The sequence below is a fragment of the Nocardioides montaniterrae genome (assembly GCF_054782655.1).
Genome location: NZ_BAAGSB010000003.1, coordinates 73,676 through 89,031 on the forward strand (window position 1 = coordinate 73,676; position 15,356 = coordinate 89,031).

A 15,356-nucleotide genomic window follows, 5' to 3' on the forward strand; every position below is an offset into this window, starting at 1 on the left:
CCGGTTGTGGCCCAGGTCACGCATGTCGTCCAAGGTTCAGCGGGGCGGTTCGCCGCCGAGCCGCTGCCAGACGTGGGGCGGGACGCGGTCCAGGAGCGCGTCCATCAGCTGCAGGTTCTGCTCGACCTCGGCCGGCGTGTGCTGGCCGGTGCGTACGACGAGCAGCGAGTCGCCGGCGATCCGCCAGCCGGTCTCGAGCGCCTGGCGGGTGACGTCGCGGACCTCGGGGGTCAGCACGTCCCTCGCGAACTCCGCCACGGGGCAGTAGACCAGGAAGTCATGGTCGAAGGCGGGGTCGCCGACCTCGACACGGGTGCTCGACAGGCCGCTGAACAGCCGGCCCATCATCGAGGCCGGTCCGACGGACAGGTCCGGGGCGGTCACGCCGAGGTTCATGGCCAGCACGGAGGAGCGGTAGGTGTGGCTGCTGCGGCTCCGGCCGGTGCCCGAGCTGGTCGAGTACTGGTAGTCGAAGGCCACGAACGGTCGCCCGTCGTGCCTGCCGAGCAGCACGTTGCGGGCGTGCTGGCCGTAGCCGTGCCCGAAGGGCGGCGCCTGGAAGCGCGTCGTGAGGGACGGGTCCTCGGCACGGTAGTCCCACTCGCGCTGAGCGGCGTACGACGTGAAGACGGCCTTGCGCTCGGCCGCCCGCTTCGCCTGGATCCGCATCATCACCACGATCAGGACCACGATGCCGACCGGCAGGACGAAGCACTGGAAGACACCCAACAGGGCCGCGAAGCGCATGCCGGTCAGTCTGGTCCGCCGCCCGGCGAGGGAAACCTTCGGGGTCAGCGGCCCTTGAACTCCGGCTTGCGCTTCTCGAGGAAGGCGCGCGGGCCCTCCTTGGCGTCGTCGGAGGAGAAGACGGCCGCGCCCACCTTGGCGTCGGCTGCCCAGGCGTCGTCCTCGTGCATCCCCTCGGAGTCGCGCATCGTCTTCAGGATCGCCTGGACTGCCAGCGGGCCGTTGGCAGCGATCATGTCGGCGAGCTCGTGCGCCTTGGCCAGCGCCTGGCCGTCGGGAACGACGTGGCCGATCAGGCCGAGCTCCTTGGCCTCCGGGGCGAGCAGCGTGCGGCCGGTCAGCAGCAGCTCGGCAGCCACCGTGTACGGGATCTGGCGGGGGAGCCGTACGGCGGACCCGCCCATCGGATACAAGGACCACCTGGCCTCACTGACCCCGAATTTGGCTGTTTGGCCGGCAATCCGAATATCAGTCCCCTGCAAAAGCTCGGTGCCTCCGGCGATCGCCGGGCCCTCGACGGCGGCGATGAGCGGCTTGGTCAGGCGGAAGCCCTTCAGCAGCCCCTTGATCACCGACGGGTCGAACTCGCCGGACTCGAAGCTCTCCGACGGCGGCTTCTCGTCCGCGGTCTTGAGGTCCATGCCTGCGCAGAAGTAGCCGCCGGCGCCGGTCAGGATGCAGACGCGGATCTCGGGGTCCTCGTTGACGCGGTCCCAGGCCGACTCCATGATCCGCAGCATCTCGCTGGAGAGCGCGTTGCGGCGCTCGGGCCGGTTCATGGTGACGATCAGCTTGTGGCCGTCCTGCTCGACGATGCAATCGCTCATGGTGGGTCACGCTAGCGAAAAACTGGAACGTGTTCTAGTCTCGCTGGCGTGGTCCTGAACATCGCTGATCTCTTCGAGCATGCTGTCGACGTCGTTCCCGAGAAGCCCGCCGTGCAGGTGGGCGACCGGGTGGTGACCTTCGCCGAGCTCGAGTCCGACGCCAACCGGCTGGCCCACTTCCTGAGCTCTCGGGGCATCGGCGTCGGCGACCACGTCGGCCTGTACGCCAAGAACAGCGCCGAGCACGTCGTCGCGCTGCTGGCGGTCCTGAAGGTGCGCGCGGTCGCGATCAACATCAACTACCGCTACGTCGCCGGCGAGCTCGACTACATCTTCGAGAACGCCGACCTCAAGGGCCTCGTCGTGGACCGGTCGTACGCCGGCCTCGTCGCCGAGGTCGCGCCGAAGCACGAGCAGCTCGAGGTCTTCGTCGTGCTGCCGGACCCGATCGACCCCGACGACGCCTCCGATGTCACGCCGTTCGGTGGCGTGCTGCTCGAGGACGCCCTGGCGGGGCAGTCGGCCGAGCGCGACTTCGGCGACCGCAGCCCCGACGACCTGCACATCATCTACACCGGCGGCACCACCGGCTTCCCCAAGGGCGTCATGTGGCGCCACGAGGACTTCTGGCGGGTGCTCGGCGGCGGCATCGACTTCATGACCGGCGAGCCGCTCGAGGAGTACGACCAGTCCAAGAAGGCGCTCGACGGCGGCCTGATCACGCTTCCCCTCAGCCCGCTGATGCACGGCGGCGCCCAGGCGTCGCTGCTGATGCACCTGTTCGCCGGCCAGGTCACCATCCTGGAGCCGAAGTTCGACCCGGTCCGCACCTGGGAGCTGGTGGACAAGCACGGCGTCCAGATGCTGTTCATGACCGGTGACGCGATGGCGCGCCCGCTCATCGAGGCCTACGAGGAGGGCGACTTCGACGGGCAGACACTCTTCGCGATCGCCAGCTCCGCCGCGATCTTCTCCAAGTCGGTGAAGGAGCGCTGGATGTCGCACTTCCCGAACGCGGTGTTCACCGACTCGGTCGGCTCGTCCGAGACCGGCTTCCAGGGCACCGGCCTGCAGGACGCGTCGACGCTGTCGACCGACGGTCCGGTCGTCTCGATCCCGCCGACGACCGTGATCATCGGCGAGGACAACACGATCCTCGATCCCGCCAAGGACGTCGGCAAGGTCGGCCGCACGGCCCGCTCGGGCAACGTCCCGCTCGGCTACTACAAGGACCCCGAGAAGTCGGCCAAGACGTTCATCGAGATCGATGGCGTCCGCTACGCGATCCCCGGCGACAACGCGCGGATCGAGGAGGGCAACCGGCTCACGCTGCTCGGCCGTGGCTCCAACTGCATCAACACCGGCGGCGAGAAGGTCTACCCGGAGGAGGTCGAGCAGGCGATCAAGGCGCACCCCGCGGTGTACGACGCCCTCGTGGTCGGCCTTCCGGACGACAAGTACGGCCAGGCCGTGGCGGCCGTCGTCGAGCCGCGTGCGGGCGAGACCGTCGAGCTCGCCGACCTGCGCGACTTCCTGCGCGCCCACCTGTCGGGCTACAAGCTGCCGCGGTCGCTGACCGTCGTCGCGCAGATCCCGCGCAACGCCACCGGCAAGGCGCAGTACCCCCGGGCCAAGGAGCTCGCGCTCGCCGAGCGCATCACCGTCTGATCACCGGGTCTGCACAGGCTCGACCACCGAAACAAGGAGAACCATGCGCACCGCGCTGTGCGATGCCTTCGGCATCGACGTACCGATCTTCGCCTTCACCCCGTCCGAGCACGTCGCCGCGGCGGTGTCGCGCGCCGGCGGCCTGGGCGTCCTGGGCTGCGTCCGCTTCAACGACGCCGACGAGCTCGACCGGGTCCTGACCTGGATGGACGAGAACACCGACGGCAAGCCGTACGGCGTCGACGTGGTCATGCCGATGAAGGTGCCCGAGGAGGTCAAGGGCATGGACGTGTCCTCGATGATCCCCGAGGAGCACAAGAAGTTCGTCGACGAGACGCTGCTCAAGCTCGGCGTACCCCCGCTCCCGGAGGGTGAGGGCCGCGAGGGAGTCCTCGGCTGGCTGCACTCCGTGGCCCGCTCGCACGTCGACGTGGCGCTGCAGCACCGGCCGGTGCTCATCGCCAACGCGCTGGGCTCGCCGCCCGTCGACGTCATCGAGCAGTGCCACGAGGCGGGGCTGAAGGTCGCCGCGCTGGCCGGCGCGCCCAAGCACGCGCTCTCGCACGTCAAGAACGGCGTCGACATCATCATCGCCCAGGGCTACGAGGCCGGCGGTCACACCGGAGAGATCGCCTCGATGGTGCTCACCCCCGACATCGTCGACGCCGTCGGGCCCGACGTACCCGTCCTCGGTGCCGGCGGCATCGGCTCCGGCCGCCAGATCGCCGCCTCGCTGGCGCTCGGCTCGCAGGGCGTGTGGACCGGCTCGATCTGGCTCGGCACGGAGGAGTACCGCAACCTCGCCAGCAACGAGGGCTGGGAGACCGCCTTCCTGCGCGCAACGTCCTCCGACACCGTGCGGACCCGCATCTACACCGGCAAGCCGGCCCGCCTGCTCAAGACCAAGTGGACCGAGGCGTGGGCCGAGGACGGCGCGCCGCAGCCGCTGCCGATGCCCCTGCAGAACCTGCTCGTCGCCGACGCGCACAACCGGATCAACGCCTCGCACAACCCCGACGTCATCTCGATGCCGGTCGGCCAGATCGTCGGCCGGATGAACGAGGTCCGTCCGGTTGCCGACGTGATGGCCGACCTGGTCGCGGAGTTCGAGACGACCGTACGCCGGCTGGACGGCATCGCCCAGGCATAGATTGGGCGCATGACGCTCAACGTGCTGATCGCCGGGGCCGGACCGGGTGTGAGCGGATCGCTTGCCCGCTCGTACGCCGCCGAGGGGGCTCGCCTGGGCCTGCTCGGTGCCGAGGCGGGTGCGCTGTCGACGCTCGCCGCCGAGGTCGAGGAGGCGGGCGGAACGGCGCTCTCCGCCGTCGTCGACCTGACTGACGACACCGCCACCCGGGCCGCCGTGGAGAAGCTGGGCCAGGAGCTCGGGTCGCTCGCCGTGGTGCACTTCAACCCGTCGGCGTACCGCGAGAAGGACCCGCTCACCCTCGGCGTCGACGAGCTGCTCGAGGACGTCCGGCTGGGGGTCGGGGCACTGCTGTCGGTGGTCCAGGCCGCTCGCCCCTTCATGACCTCCGGTGGCCGGGTCTCGGCGACCGGTTCGATGGCCGCCGACTCGCCGTGGTTCGGAGCTGCCTCCCTCGGCGTGCAGAAGGCCGGCCTGCAGAACCTGGTCCGCTCGATCGACGCCAGGCTCAAGGGCGAGGGCATCCGTGCCGTCTCGGTCACCGTGCGCGGCATGCTCGGTCGTGAGGGGGCGTTCACGCCGGACAACGTCGCGGTCGCCCTCCGGGCCGCGATCGCCCAGGACGAGGCGGCCTGGCAGCCCGAGGTTCCCTACAGGGGCTTGTAGCGCCAGGTCGCGCCGGCGTCTTCGGGGAGGTCACGCAGGGCGCGCTTGAGCACCTTGTTGGTCGCGGTCCGCGGCAGGTCGTCGAGGACGCGGACGACCCGCGGGTACGCCTTCGGCGAGAGGTCGGGCTGCTCGGTCAGGAAGCGGTGCAGGCCCGCCTGGTCGAGCGGGGCGCGCAGCACCAGGGCGTACGCCGCCATGTCGCCGACGCGGTCGGGAAGGGCGTGGACGGCCGCCTCGGAGATGGCCGGGTGGCGCAGGAGGATCCGCTCGATCGGGGCGGTGGCCAGGTTCTCCCCGTCGACGCGCAGCCAGTCGCCGGTGCGCCCGGCGAAGTAGATCCAGCCCGCGGCGTCGCGGTAGGCGAGGTCGCCGGACCAGTACATGCCGTCGCGCATCCGGTCGGCCTCGGCGGCGGGGTCGTTGTAGTAGCCCGCGAAGGCGCCCGCCCCGGTGGTGTTGACCAGCTCGCCGACCGCCTCGTCGGGGTTCGTCAGGCGTCCCCGTGCATCGAAGGTGGCGTCGGGCGTCTCGCTGCCGTCGGGTCGCAGCACCTTGACGCCGTCCAGCGGCCAGCCGAGTGCGCCGGCCGGCATGCCCGGCTGCCGCTGCACGATCACGGCGTTCTCCGAGGAGCCGTAGGAGTCGACGACGGTGCAGCCGAAGCGTCGTGCGAACTCGGCGATGTCCTTCTCGTTCGCCTCGTTCCCGAACATCACCCGGAGCGGGTTGTCGGCGTCGTCGGGACGCTCGGGAGTGGTCAGGACGTACGCCAGCGGCTTGCCGACGTAGTTGGCGTACGTCGCCCCGAACCGGCGTACGTCGGGCAGGAACCCGCTCGCCGAGAACGGGCTGACCGCCATCGTGGCCCCAGCCGCCAGCGCGACGGCCCACCCGGCCATCACCGCGTTGGAGTGGAACATCGGCATCGAGACGTAGACGACGTCATCGCGACCGAGGCCGAACCGTGCCGCCAGCATCTCGCCGGGGAAGGTCACCTTCTCGTGGGTGATCCGGACCGCCTTCGGCTCGCCGCTGGTCCCGCTGGTGAAGATCAGCATGAACAGCGAGTCCGGGGTCGGGGGTACCGACGGGCTCGCCGCGGTGGTCGGGCCTGCCGAGACCGCCGCCATGGCCATGGCGGGGGAGTCGAGCACCAGCTGGCAGTCGGCGCGGGCGGCGTCGGCGTCGAGCGCGGCCGGCGTACGGGTCGAGTTCAGCCCGACCAGGACGTGGCCGCCGAGCCCGGCCGCCGCGAGGTGCAGGGCGAACGCGGGGCCGTTCGGCAGCAGCACCCCGACATGCGGGGGCAGGCCGGGAGCCAGCTGCGACTCGAGGCTCGCGGCCAACCGGGTCGCGGCGGCGACGTACTCACGCCACGACAGCTCCCGTACGGCGTCGCCGTCGCGCCAGCGCAGCGCCGGCCGGTCGTCGTCGGCGCGGGCGACGAGCTGGTCGCGCAGGGTGCTCATGCGGTGACGAAGGTGCGACCGATCTTCAGCGCCTGCTCGGTCGCACCACCGAAGAGGAGCTCGAACCGCTTCGGAGAGGTGAAGTAGCGGTGGGCCCCGCCGTCGAGGTCGATGCCGACGCCGCCGTGCACGTGCGTCGTGGTGTGCGCGAGGCGGTGGCCGGCGTCGGCCGCCCAGAGCTTGGCGACGGCCACCTCGGTGGATGCGGGCAGTCCCTCGGAGAGCCGCCAGATCGCCTGCCAGAGCGTGAGCCGCTGGCCGAGCACGTCGATGAAGCCGTCGGCCAGGCGCTGGGAGACGGCCTGGAACGTCGCGATCGGCCGGCCGAACTGCTCGCGCGTCTTGGCGTAGTCGGCGGTCAGCCGCAGCGCGCCCTCGGTCGCGCCGAGCTGCTCGGCGGCGCTCAACGCGACCAGGAGGTCACCGAACGCCGCGGCGTCGCCGACGCGCACCGACGGCGCAGCGTCGAAGGTGATCAGCGCGGCGACGTCGCCGTCGGAGGTGCGCTGCGCGTCGCGTCGTACGGAACCGAGCTGGTCGAGCTCCTCGACCAGGTAGACGCCGGGCCCGTCGGGGCCGGTGGCGGTGACCAGGAGGGCGTCGGCGCTCATGCCGGCGCGCACGATCGTCTTGGTGCCGGTCAGCTCGCCGTCAGCGGATGCGGTGACCGTCGGGGACTCGGGCAGGTGGGCGCGCTCCTCGGCCACAGCGGCGGCGTACAAGGACGCATCGGCGGAACGGCCGGCCGCGGTCAGGAAGGAGACGCACGCGGCGTGGGTGGCCAGCGGGACGGGCGCGACGTGCCGGCCGACCTCGACCAGCACCCGCGCGAGGGTGATCAGGTCCAGCTCGGCCCAGTCGAAGGTGTCGCCGAGCAGCTTCCAGAGCTCGCGGTCGAACCGGTCGCCGTTCGCCTCGACGGCCTTCAGCCGCTCGTTGGTGGTCTTGTCCTTGAGGATCGACGCGGCCAGCTCGGCGGCCTCGTCCTGCTCGGGGGTGAAGAGAAAGTCCATGGTCGTCCTCGTCCTCTATCGCTTCGCGGCCGGGAGGCCGAGGCCGACGTACCCGATGATGTCGCGCTGGATCTCGTTGGTGCCGCCGCCGAAGGTCATCACCAGGGCGGAGCGGAAGTAGCGCTCGAGGCGCCCGGCGACCGCGGCGCCGGGGGAGTCGGCGGTGATGCCGGCGTTCGGGCCGACGACCTCCATCAGGCTCCGGTAGACCTCGGTCGCGAGCTCGGAGCCGTAGATCTTGGTGGCGGAGGCCTCGGCGGGTGAGAGCGCGACGCCGTGATCGGCGTCCGCGGCCAGCTTCCAGTTGATCAGTGACAGCGCCTCGACGCGGGCATGCGCGCGACCGAGCGCGATCTGCACCCACTCCTTCTCGATCTCGCCGGTCTGCTGCGCCCACTCCTTGACCAGCCCGAGCGAGTGGACCAGGGGAGCGGCGGACGTGAGCGCGACCCGCTCGTGGTTGAGCTGGTTGGTCATCAGCGCCCAACCGCCGCCGCGCTCGGAGACCAGGTTGCTCGCGGGAACGCGTACGTCGGAGTAGTAGGTCGCGCTCGTGCCGACACCGGCGACGGTGTGCACGGGGGTGTAGGACACGCCCGGCGCGTCGGCCGGGACCAGGATCATCGACAGGCCCTTGTGGCGGGGCTGGTCGGGCTCGGTGCGGCACGCGAGCCAGATCCAGTCGGCGTACTGGATGAGCGAGGTCCACATCTTCTGGCCGTTGATCACCCACTCGTTCGCCGACTCGTCGAGCACCGCCTTGGTCTGCAGCGACGCGAGGTCGGTGCCCGAGCCGGGCTCGGAGTAGCCGATCGAGAAGTGCAACTCGCCCGCCAGGATCTTGGGCAGGAAGTACTCCTTCTGCTCCTCGGTGCCGAAGCGCATGATCGTCGGACCGACCGTGTTGAGGGTCAGGTACGGGATCGGTACGCCGGCGACGGCGGCCACGTCGGTGAAGATCAGCTGCTCGACCATGGAGCGGGCCTGCCCGCCGTACTCCTTGGGCCAGCCGATGCCGAGCCAGCCGTCCTTGCCGATCTGGCGGATGACGTCTTTGTAGACCGTTGCCTCGCCGAACTCGCCCGTCGCGGACGAGAGACCGGCGCGGATCTCAGGGGTGACGAGGTCGGCGAAGTAGGCACGGAGCTCGTCGCGGAGGGCGATCTGTTGCGCGTCCAGGGTGATGTGCACGTTGTCACTCTAGCCGCAAAACTGTAACGTGTTCTACATGAGTGAGACCCGCACGCTGGACCAAGGGACGACGCCGCTGCGCTTCGCGCGAGGCTGGCACTGCCTCGGCCTGGCACAGGACTTCGCCGACGGCAAGCCGCACGCGATCAACGGCTTCGGCACCAAGCTCGTCGTCTGGCAGGACTCCCAGGGCGGGCTCAACGTGCTCGACGGCTACTGCCGGCACATGGGCGGCGACCTCACCCAGGGCACCGTCAAGGGCGACGCGATCGCCTGCCCGTTCCACGACTGGCGCTGGGGCGGCGACGGCAGGTGCAAGCAGATCCCGTACGCGCGGCGCGTGCCGATGCGTGCGCGCACGCAGCGCTACGAGACGGCTCTGCGCAACGGCCAGCTGTTCATCTGGAACGACCCGGAGGGCTCGGCCGCCGACCACGACATCCTGCCGCCCGAGCTGCCGGACGTGCTGACCGACAAGTACACGCCGTGGTCGTGGCACGTGAAGGAGATCAACGGCTCGCACTGCCGCGAGCTGATCGACAACGTCGCCGACATGGCGCACTTCTACTACGTGCACTTCGCGTTCCCGACGAGCTTCCGCAACATCTTCGAGGGGCACACGGCGACCCAGTTCATGGAGTCGAAGGGTCGGCCCGACAAGTCCGACGGCGGCTACAGCGGGGAGGACTCGACGCTGCGCTCGGAGGCGACGTACTACGGGCCGTCGTACATGATCAACTGGCTCGAGGTCGACTACAAGGGCTTCATCACCGAGGTCATCCTCGTCAACTGCCACATCCCGACCGGGCCGGACACGTTCACCCTGCAGTACGGCATCAGCGTCAAGAAGCCCGAGGGGCTCGACGACGCGACGGTGGCCTACATCGCCGAGAAGTACACCGAGTCCTTCGGTGACGGCTTCCTCCAGGACGTCGCGATCTGGGAGAACAAGGTCGCGGTCCAGAACCCGCTGCTGTGCGAGGAGGACGGCCCGGTCTACCAGCTGCGTCGCTGGTACGAGCAGTTCTACGTCGACGTGGCCGACATCAAGCCGGAGATGACCGACCGCTTCGAGTTCGAGGTCGACACCACCAAGGCCAACGAGTACTGGCACGCCGAGGTCGCCGAGAACCTCGCGAAGCGGGCGGCGGAGCCCGCGCCCGCCGAGGCCTGATGGCCTCGTTCGAGCCGCGCGACCCGGCCACCCTCGAGGAGCAGCGCCGGTACACCAGTGCTGGCCTCGCGGAGGTGACCTGCGAGGCGTGCGGGGGCTGCGTCGGCGTACGCAAGAACAGCGAGCGCCACACCTCGATCCAGTGGACTTTACAATCACTGTCGGTGTGTAAAGTGTTTGCCGAGCGGGATCCGTCGCCCGGGCGACGGGACATCCACCGCTCGTGCCCGAACATGATGGCTAGCATCGACGCCGCCGTGCGCGACGGGGAGATCTCCGTCGGCGTCGACGAGTCCTACTGAGAGGAACCCCGTGGACATCGAGTCCTTCGTGCTGGATGTCGTCGGAGTGGTCGAGGAGACCGCCGACGCCAAGTCGATCAGCTTCGCGGTGCCCGCGGGTGCCGAGGAGAAGTTCGCGTACAAGCCCGGGCAGTTCCTGACCCTCGCCGTACCGTCGGACCGGACCGGGATCGCCGCGCGCTGCTACTCGCTCTCCTCGAGCCCCCACGACGGCGGACCGTTGACCGTGACGGTCAAGCGCACCGCCGAGGGCTACGCGTCGAACTGGATCTGCGACAACCTCGAGGTCGGCGACACCATGCGCGTGCTGCCGCCGTCCGGCATCTTCACCCCGGCCTCGCTCGACGCGGACCTGCTGCTCTTCGGCGGAGGATCCGGCGTCACGCCGGTCATGTCGATCATCCGGACCGCCCTCGAAGAGGGCACCGGTCGGATCGTCGTCTTCTACGCCAATCGCGACGACACCTCGGTGATCTTCGCCCGGGAGCTCCGCGAGCTCGCCGCCGCCCACCCCGAACGGCTCCAGGTCACCCACTGGTTGGAGTCGGTCCAGGGGATCCCGACGCTCGAGCAGCTGCGCGCGTTCATGGCTCCCTGCCTGAGCTTCGACATCTTCTGCTGTGGTCCCGCGCCGTTCATGAAGGCCGTCATGGACGTCGCCAAGGAGGCCGGTCTGCCCCGCAGCCAGCGCCACCAGGAGAAGTTCGTGTCACTGGGCGGCAACCCGTTCGGCGACATCGAGGAGGTACGCCGCGCCGAGGCCGAGCTCGACCAGGCCGATGCCCTCGAGCCCGAGGAGCCCCCCGTGGCGGAGGGTCCGACCGGACCGGTGTCGGTCGAGGTCGAGCTGGACGGCGAGTCCTTCGCCTACGACGACTGGGACCCGTCGGTGAAGCTGCTCGACTTCCTCGAGGGCAAGGGTGTGAAGGCGCCCTTCTCGTGTCGCGAGGGCGAGTGCTCCGCGTGCGCCGTACGCCTCATCGAGGGTGACCTGCGCATGGACAAGAACGACGTCCTGGAGGCCGAGGACCTCGCCGACGGGATCCGACTCGGCTGCCAGTCGCACCCCCTGACCGAGGCCGTGAAGGTCACCTACAGCTAGAGGGCGCGAGCGCGTCGCCGCTGATCGGCGACTGCGGCGACTCTGCGACTGTGGCGGCCGCGCGTAGCGCGCCGCTCCCCGCTGTCAAGGATCCTCGCTGCGCTCGGCCCGCTGCGCGGCGCCTTCGGCGTCCTTGACTGCGGGTCCCTGGCGGCGCGCTGGTGGCGCGGGTGTCGGCGGCTCGCTTCGCTCGCGCCGACGCGATGCGGCCGCCTTCGGCGGCCCCATCGGTGTGTGGGTTGGGCCGTGGCTCGACATTGTGGAGTTCTGGGGTCGCCAGGTGGCTCTGGGACTCCACGATCTTGGTCTAGGGACGTCGGTGGAACCGCCACGCGCCGGTGGGCGACTCGGGGTCGTGGGCGACGCGGGGTCGTGGGCGGCGTGGTGACGGTGGCGCGGGCGTCGGCCGACCGCGATGCGGCCACATCGTGTGGATTCGTGGCCACGTGGTGGCTCCAGATCCACACGATGTCTAGGGCCGTCGATGGAAGCGCCAGGCGCCGGTCGGCATGACTTCATGGGTCATGCGGGGGTCGTGGGCCGCGTGGTGGTGATGGCTGCAGAGCAGGACGCCACCAGCGAGGTCGGTCTTCCCGCCCTGACTCCACGGATGCGAATGATGTGCCTCGCACCAGGTGGCAGGGATCGAGCATCCCTCCGCTCTGCATTGCTTGTCGCGCAGTCGCAGCGCTTTACGTTGGGCGGCGTTGAAGAGCCGTCGTGCTCGGCCGAGGTTGAGGATCTCGCCCTTGCCGCCGAGGACGACGGGGACGATCTTCGCGGTGCACGCTAGGCGGCGTGCTTCGTCGGCGGTGATGCGGAGGTCGCTGTCGAGGGAGCCGATGATGCCGGCGGTGGCGAGGTCGCGACGCAGTTCCTCGAGCGTCACGGTGACCATGATGGTGGTGGTGTCGCCGCCGTGGTCGGGGAGCTTGCTGGGGTCGAGGCGCTCGAGGAGGGAGCAGAAGGCGTGGCCGAGCTTCTGCGACCGGGGTGCGTGTTCGGCGTCCTGCCGCGGGGAGGAGAACGCGTCGAGGTAGGTCTCCAGGCGGGCAGCGACTGCATCCGGCACCAACGCCACGATCCGCGTCAGGCCGTCGCCGAGGCGCTTGAACCGGAGCGAGGTCCTCACCCGGGCGCGTTGTTCCTCGCGTTCGAACGCCTTGGCGTCAGCCTCGTCCGCGATCTCGGGCGCGACGACAGCCAGGATCCGGTCGCCCAGGGTGCGAAGCTCACGCGGTCCGAACTGGCCGGCGAGCTCGACGAGGTGCTTCTCTGCGCGCCGCCTCGTCACCTGGTCGATCTCGGGCGGGAGCTTCTCCAACGCCGCGACGATCACCTGGGCCTGGGCACGGTTCACCGACCCGGTCCGCATGCCCGCGCCGACCTGGCGCCACCGCTCGTCGATGGCTTCCGCCAGCTTCAGCTCGGCACGCACGCTCTGGGGATCCAGGTGGGCCTCGTGGGCCAGCCACATCCCGGCGTCGCGGGCGCCGGCGTCCTGGGCGAGGTCGCCGGCGGCGGCGAGGACCCGCATCTCGGCCTCTTCGACCTGGGCTTTCAACGCTGCCAGCCCACGCAACGCCGTGGCCTTGTCGCCCGGTGTCATGTAGACGGGCTCGACTGAAGCGACGCCGGCGAAGGCGCGGCGAGAGGTGTTCACTGCACGCAGCATCGGGTGCTCTGACACCGATGCTGCGGTCATGGTGACTCCCGAGAGATGAGGCTTGATTCGTACCTTCATCATACATGTGTTCGAACGTTTCCTCAATGCAAGATTCGACCAGACGTGCAGGTCAGAGCCACTTTTCGCTGCCGGCGGAATTGGTTTCGATACGCCCTCGCCTAGCGGCTCGGGCTACTCAACCAACGGCCGGGAGGCGGCCGCTTGGCGGCGGCGCGAGCGAAGCGAGCCGCCGCCCATCCGCGCCGCCATCCGACCGTCCGGGACCCGCGGTCAAGGACGCCGTAGGCGCCGCGAAGCGGGCCGAGCGAAGCGAGGATCCTTGACGGCGGGAGACGGTCGGATAAGCGCGGCCGCCAGTCGACGCCGCGGAGCACCGGCCAGCGGCAACCGGCGATCAGCAGGCGAGTCAGGCGAGCTTGGCGGCGAGGCGCTTGGCCGACATGTACGCGATCGACTCGATCGAGATCATCGGGTTCACGCCGGAGGCGGTGGGGAAGCAGGCGCCGTCCATGACGTAGAGGCCGGGGAGGTCCCAGGCCTGGCCGTCGGGGTCGACGGCTGACGTCGTGGGGGAGCCGCCCATGCGCGCGGAGCCGAGGATGTGGAACGAACCGACGGCGACCTTGCCCGGCGCGAAGCCGAGGCGTCGGCACTCGGCGACCCATGCCTGGCGCGAGCCCTGCTTGCCGGGGAAGTACTCAGCGATCGCCTGGTGCGGGGAGTAGATGGTGTGGGCGCCGGCGGCCTCCAGGATCTGCGCGGCACCGTCGAAGCCCCGCAGCATCCGGTCGGTGTCGCCAGGGGAGAGGGTGTAGCGGACCACGGGCTCGCCGTCCTTGCCGGCCTTGACGGTGCCGACGGAGTCCTTGTCGCGCAGCAGCACGCCGATGCCGGCGATGTGGGCCGACTGCTTCATGCGCTGCAGGTGGTCGGCGCCGTTGCGCCAGCCGATGAATGAGCTGGCGAACCCGGGTGTCATCGAAGCGGTCTCGAAGATGACGCCGTAGCCCTCGCCGTCCAGGTCGGCGAGCTGGTCGACGTACCTCGTCTGCATGCCGCCGGTCCACGGCTCGACCCGCTCGTCGAGCACGCCCATGATCGCGGTCGCCGGGTGCAGTCGCAGGTTCTTGCCGATGTTGGGGTTGGTCAGCCCGCTGCGCTGGAGGAGGGCGGGGGTCTGGATCGCGCCCGCGGCCGCGACGACGGCGCGGGCGCGGACGGTGACCGTGTGGCCGTTCGACGTACGTCCCGTGACGCCCGAGGCTCGTCCGCCGGAGCGGTCGATGCTGCGCACCTTGACGTCGGTCAGGATGCGCGACCCGCGCCCGGCCGCGTCGGCGAGCCAGGTCTTCGCAGTCGACTGCTTGGCCCCGATCCGGCAGCCGAGGCCGCAGCGGCCACACTCGATGCCCTGGTCGCAGCCCTTGACGTTGCGAGGCATCGGCGCGGCCGGCCAGTCGAGGGCGGCCGCACCACGCTCCATGATCGCGTCGCGCGACGAGGCGGCACTGCTGTCGCTGTTGACGCCGAGCCGGTCGTAGACGGCGTCCATCGCGCCGGCGTACTCGTCGGTGTCGAACTGGGGTACGCCGTGACCGGCCCATTCCTTGCGCACGTGATCGGGGGTGCGGAACGACGTCGAGTAGTTGACGACGGTGCCTCCGCCCAGGCCTGCACCGGCCAGCAGCATCATCTGGCCCTCGGTGGTCGCGGCGGGCGCGGCGGCGTACAGCTCTCCGAAGCCGTGCTCCTCGCTGCCGTCGAAGTCGCGCTCGTCGTGCATCTGCCCGGCCTCGAGCACGATGACGTCGAGGCCGGCCTCGGACAGGACGCCGGCGACGGTGCCACCGCCGGCGCCGGACCCGACGATGACGACGTCGCAGTCGAGCGTGACGTCGCCGGTGACCGGAACGGGCGTGATCGTCGGTGCCGGCGGGTTGTCGATGACCCCGGGCGGTGCGGGATAGCCGATCGCGTCCCAGACGGACTCGCCGCCGGCCATGTAGTACGGGCCGATCGAGGCACCCTTCAGGGCACAGAAGAGGGCACGCTTGGCGCCTATCCTCGAGTCGCGCAACGACCGGAGGGCGGCCTCGCGCTCGGCGGTGGGGAGGTCGGAGAAGCGGCGCGGCTTGCCGGTGAGCGCGAGCCCGAGACCGCGTGAGTTCCAGCCGGCGAGCAGCAGCTTGAGCTGCTTGACCTCGGCCGCTCGGGGGTTGCGCTCGGCCATCCTCAACGCGAAGTCGACCGACCGGGTCTCGCTGGCGGCGGGCATGTCGTCCGTGCCGGGGACGAAGGTGTCGGCGATGAGCCGCATCGCGGCGATCTGCTTCTCGCTGAAGGCCATGCGCGGACTG

Annotated in this window: 13 protein-coding genes; 6 read left to right on the forward strand and 7 right to left on the reverse strand. The window is 70.1% G+C overall.

The genetic code is table 11. The features are described 5' to 3' along the window. Nucleotides 1–36: 36 nt before the first annotated feature. Nucleotides 37–747, reverse strand: a complete 711-nt coding sequence (locus tag ACYVJ3_RS06535) for a hypothetical protein (protein ID WP_460851835.1) — start codon at nucleotides 745–747, stop codon at nucleotides 37–39. 44 nt (nucleotides 748–791) lie between these two features. Next, complete coding sequence (locus tag ACYVJ3_RS06540; protein ID WP_460851836.1) at nucleotides 792–1,574, reverse strand: crotonase/enoyl-CoA hydratase family protein; 783 nt, start codon at nucleotides 1,572–1,574, stop codon at nucleotides 792–794. A 48-nt stretch (nucleotides 1,575–1,622) separates the two neighbouring features. Here ACYVJ3_RS06540 and ACYVJ3_RS06545 point away from each other — a divergent pair, with 48 nt between their 5' ends. From ACYVJ3_RS06545 to ACYVJ3_RS06555, 3 genes are read left to right on the forward strand one after another with little or no spacing between them, the layout of a single operon-like run. Next, entirely contained in the window at nucleotides 1,623–3,242 is a 1,620-nt protein-coding gene (locus tag ACYVJ3_RS06545; protein ID WP_460851837.1) for an acyl-CoA synthetase, read from the forward strand. 43 nt (nucleotides 3,243–3,285) lie between these two features. Next, a complete protein-coding gene (locus ACYVJ3_RS06550; RefSeq protein ID WP_460851839.1) occupies nucleotides 3,286–4,392 on the forward strand; it encodes an NAD(P)H-dependent flavin oxidoreductase in 1,107 nt (368 codons plus the stop codon). A gap of 9 nt (nucleotides 4,393–4,401) precedes the next feature. Continuing rightward, complete coding sequence (locus ACYVJ3_RS06555) at nucleotides 4,402–5,058, forward strand: SDR family oxidoreductase (protein WP_460851841.1); 657 nt, start codon at nucleotides 4,402–4,404, stop codon at nucleotides 5,056–5,058. On the opposite strand, the gene ACYVJ3_RS06560 is transcribed toward ACYVJ3_RS06555, so the two are convergent. From ACYVJ3_RS06560 to ACYVJ3_RS06570, 3 genes are read right to left on the reverse strand one after another with little or no spacing between them, the layout of a single operon-like run. Continuing rightward, complete coding sequence (locus ACYVJ3_RS06560; RefSeq protein ID WP_460851843.1) at nucleotides 5,043–6,530, reverse strand: AMP-binding protein; 1,488 nt, start codon at nucleotides 6,528–6,530, stop codon at nucleotides 5,043–5,045. The genes ACYVJ3_RS06555 and ACYVJ3_RS06560 overlap by 16 nt on opposite strands. Then, complete coding sequence (locus ACYVJ3_RS06565) at nucleotides 6,527–7,543, reverse strand: acyl-CoA dehydrogenase family protein (protein ID WP_460851844.1); 1,017 nt, start codon at nucleotides 7,541–7,543, stop codon at nucleotides 6,527–6,529. Before ACYVJ3_RS06565 ends, ACYVJ3_RS06560 begins: the two co-directional genes overlap by 4 nt. 15 nt (nucleotides 7,544–7,558) lie before the next feature. After that, nucleotides 7,559–8,734, reverse strand: a complete 1,176-nt coding sequence (locus tag ACYVJ3_RS06570) for an acyl-CoA dehydrogenase family protein (RefSeq protein ID WP_460851845.1) — start codon at nucleotides 8,732–8,734, stop codon at nucleotides 7,559–7,561. A 37-nt stretch (nucleotides 8,735–8,771) separates the two neighbouring features. Between ACYVJ3_RS06570 and ACYVJ3_RS06575 the strand changes: the two genes are divergently transcribed. The 3 genes from ACYVJ3_RS06575 to ACYVJ3_RS06585 are packed head-to-tail and all read left to right on the forward strand — an operon-like array spanning nucleotide 8,772 to nucleotide 11,312. Continuing rightward, nucleotides 8,772–9,908 carry a Rieske 2Fe-2S domain-containing protein gene (locus ACYVJ3_RS06575; RefSeq protein ID WP_460851847.1) on the forward strand — a complete coding sequence of 379 codons (1,137 nt, stop codon included), beginning with the start codon at nucleotides 8,772–8,774 and terminating at the stop codon, nucleotides 9,906–9,908. Next, nucleotides 9,908–10,210 (forward strand): hypothetical protein, encoded by a 303-nt coding sequence (locus ACYVJ3_RS06580; protein ID WP_460851848.1) that lies wholly within the window; start codon nucleotides 9,908–9,910, stop codon nucleotides 10,208–10,210. The genes ACYVJ3_RS06575 and ACYVJ3_RS06580 overlap by 1 nt, the downstream gene beginning before the upstream one ends. Before the next feature lie 10 nt (nucleotides 10,211–10,220). Continuing rightward, nucleotides 10,221–11,312 carry a 2Fe-2S iron-sulfur cluster-binding protein gene (locus ACYVJ3_RS06585; protein WP_460851849.1) on the forward strand — a complete coding sequence of 364 codons (1,092 nt, stop codon included), beginning with the start codon at nucleotides 10,221–10,223 and terminating at the stop codon, nucleotides 11,310–11,312. A 472-nt stretch (nucleotides 11,313–11,784) separates the two neighbouring features. On the opposite strand, the gene ACYVJ3_RS06590 is transcribed toward ACYVJ3_RS06585, so the two are convergent. Together ACYVJ3_RS06590 and ACYVJ3_RS06595 are read right to left on the reverse strand one after the other, a co-directional pair. Next, nucleotides 11,785–13,017: an HNH endonuclease signature motif containing protein gene (locus ACYVJ3_RS06590; RefSeq protein WP_460851851.1), complete on the reverse strand. Its 1,233-nt coding sequence runs from the start codon at nucleotides 13,015–13,017 to the stop codon at nucleotides 11,785–11,787. Nucleotides 13,018–13,405: 388 nt separating this feature from the next. After that, on the reverse strand, nucleotides 13,406–15,346 hold the full coding sequence (locus ACYVJ3_RS06595) for a GMC family oxidoreductase N-terminal domain-containing protein (protein ID WP_460851852.1): 1,941 nt from the start codon (nucleotides 15,344–15,346) through the stop codon (nucleotides 13,406–13,408). Nucleotides 15,347–15,356: the final 10 nt, after the last annotated feature.